The following is a 2,722-nucleotide window of genomic DNA, read 5'->3' as shown; positions in this document are numbered from 1 at the left end:
GGGTGTGCCGGTCGGGCGGGGCGAGCATGTGGTCCTGGCTGGTGACTGCTAACGCCGTAGACACAACATCCGCCTCCATGTCCGGCTCCCTCGGCACTCCCCAGCACTACCCGCACCGTGGCCGGGGTCAACCCCCGGCGCGGGCCGGAGCCCGGCCTCACCACGGCAGGTCGCGGATCTGCTCGACGCACAGGACCGCGAACAGCACCGCGCCGGCGGCCAGCAGCCCGTTGCTCAGCCATCCGTTGCGCCACTCCCCCGGCGTCCGGGAGGAGTTGAGCAGCCAGATCAGCGTCACCGCCAGGAACGGCATGAAGAAGGCGCCCAGAATGCCGTAGGTGATCACGAGCCCGAACGGCCGGTCCAGCCACAGCAGCACCATCGGCGGAAAGGTGAGCCACAGCAGATAGCCGCGGAACGGAACGGACCGCTCCCGCTCCCGGACGCCGCCGGCCGGCTCGCGCCCGCCCGCGCGCAGCGCGCGGACATGCGCGGCGAAGTCGGCGAACATCAGGCTGACGCCGTGCCACACGCCCACCAGCGAGGAGAAGGACGCGGCGAAGAAGCCCACCAGGAAGAGCTTGGAGGTGACGGTGCCGAAGCGGTCCGCCAGCACGTCGTCGAGGTCGAGGAGGCCCTTGCCGCCCTCCGCCAGCGCGAGGTCGGCCGAGTGCAGCAGCTCGGCGCCGATGATCAGCATGGCGACGACGAAGATGCCGGTGGTGAGGTATGCGACGCGGTTGTCCAGCCGCATCATCCGCACCCAGCCGATGTCCGTCCAGCCCTTGGAGTTGATCCAGTAGCCGTACGCGGCCATGGTGATGGTGCCGCCGACGCCGCCGATCAGGCCGAGGGTGTAGAGCACCGAGCCGGACGGGAAGGTGGGGGCGAGGCCCGTCAGCGCGTCCCCCAGGTCCGGGGAGACCCGGATGGCGACGTAGACGACGACCAGGAACATCACACCGACGAAGACCATCATGATCTTCTCGACGACGGCGTAGCGGTTCGACCAGACGAAGGCCAGGCCGAGCAGCCCGGTGAGGATGCCCCAGTACTTCAGCTCCATCGTGTCCGGGAACAGCGCCTGCAGCGGCAGCGCCGAGGACGACATCGCGGTGGCGCCGTAGACGAAGCCCCACACCACCACGTACACCGCGAAGTACCCGGTGGTCCACGCGCCCAGGCTGCGCCAGCCGTCGAAGATGGTGCGGCCGGTGGCCAGGTGCCAGCGGCCGGTCGCCTCGGCGAGCGCGATCTTGAGAATACAGCCGATGACGGCCGCCCACAGCAGCGTGTAGCCGAACTTGCTGCCCGCGACGAGCGTCGCGACCAGGTCCCCGGCGCCCACTCCGGTCGCCGCCACCACGATGCCGGGGCCGATCAGCTTCCAGGTCGGCCTGCGCATCTGGGGGCGGGTCCCGCCCTGGATCTCCTCAGCTGGCATGCCGCGCATGAAACCGCCGCCGGACGATCAGCACAAGAGGGGTACACGAGGGAACACCCGTCCCGAACACGTCGCAGAGGTCTTGACATCGCGATTGGTCTGGACCACGTTGGACGACAAGCGCTGGGCCCAGCACCGCAACCCCCCCCAAATCCCCCCACACCGGAGGACGTTGTGGTAAGCGCACCCCACCGGAAACACCGCGGACTCCGTGTCCGCGCCCTGGTCGCCCTGACGACCGGCGCCCTGGTCGCGACCGGGCTGCTCGCGTTCGGGACGGCGAACGCGAAGGAGCCGGCGCCGGATGCGCTGGGCCCCAGGGTCGGCGCGTCCGCCGTGCCCAAGCACGCCGTGACCGGCTACTGGCAGAACTTCGACAACGGCGCCACCGTGCAGACCATCGCCGAGGTGCAGGACGACTACGACATCATCGCCGTCGCCTTCGCCGACGCCACCGGCGTCCCGGGCCAGGTCGACTTCACGCTCGACCCGGCGCTGGGATACTCCGAGGACGCGTTCAAGGAGGACGTCGCCGCCAAGCAGCGGGCGGGCAAGTCCGTGATCGCCTCGGTGGGCGGCGAGAAGGGGCAGACGCGCGTCAACGACAGCACCTCGGCGCGGAACTTCGCCGACAGCGTCGTGCGCCTCATGGACGAGTACGGCTTCGACGGCGTCGACATCGACCTGGAGAACGGCCTCAACTCCACCTATATGACCCAGGCGCTCCGGGCCGTCCACGACGCCAAACCGGATGTCGTCGTCACCATGGCGCCGCAGACCATCGACATGCAGTCGCCGCGGAACGAGTACTTCAAGACGGCCCTCAACATCAAGGACTTCCTGACCGTCGTCAATATGCAGTACTACAACAGCGGCTCCATGCTCGGCTGCGACGGACAGGTCTACTCCTCCGGCAGCGTCGACTTCCTCACCGCGCTCGCCTGCATCCAGATCGAGAACGGGCTCGACCCCTCGCAGGTGGGCCTCGGCACCCCGGCCTCGCCGCGGGCCGCCGGATCCGGATATGTGGATCCCGGGGTGGTCAACAACGCGCTGGACTGCCTGGCCAAGGGCGAGAAGTGCGGCCGCTTCCAGCCCGACGAGCAGTGGCCCGGCATCCGGGGCGCGATGACCTGGTCCACGGCCTGGGACGCCAGCAACGGGAACCGGTGGTCCAGCACGGTCGGCCCCCACGTGCACGGGCTGCCCTAGGGGCTCCCCGACGACGGGGTACTGACCGCGTACGGGGTCCCACCCCACCGCCCCGTACGCCCCTAC

The 2,722-nt window shown here is 69.5% G+C and carries 2 protein-coding genes; one reads left to right on the top strand and one right to left on the bottom strand.

The genetic code is table 11. The annotated features are described in order from the left end of the window. Positions 1-157: 157 nt before the first annotated feature. Positions 158-1,453, bottom strand: a complete 1,296-nt coding sequence (locus G5C65_RS35060) for an Nramp family divalent metal transporter (protein ID WP_420903395.1) — start codon at positions 1,451-1,453, stop codon at positions 158-160. A 165-nt stretch (positions 1,454-1,618) separates the two neighbouring features. Here G5C65_RS35060 and G5C65_RS35055 point away from each other — a divergent pair, with 165 nt between their 5' ends. Beyond that, positions 1,619-2,656 carry a glycosyl hydrolase family 18 protein gene (locus G5C65_RS35055; protein WP_165303100.1) on the top strand — a complete coding sequence of 346 codons (1,038 nt, stop codon included), beginning with the start codon at positions 1,619-1,621 and terminating at the stop codon, positions 2,654-2,656. Positions 2,657-2,722 lie beyond the last annotated feature (66 nt).

This window comes from Streptomyces boncukensis (assembly GCF_011045075.1).
GTDB classification, from domain to species: Bacteria; Actinomycetota; Actinomycetes; order Streptomycetales; family Streptomycetaceae; genus Streptomyces; species Streptomyces boncukensis.
The sequence above is the reverse complement of the archived record's forward strand: the minus strand, read 5'-3'. Positions and strand labels throughout refer to the sequence as shown.

Bases quoted from the DNA above. Each gene is read 5' to 3' on its own strand.
- G5C65_RS35060 (WP_420903395.1), bottom strand. From the start codon at position 1,453: ATGCGCGGCATGCCAGCTGAGGAGATCCAGGGCGGGACCCGCCCCCAG.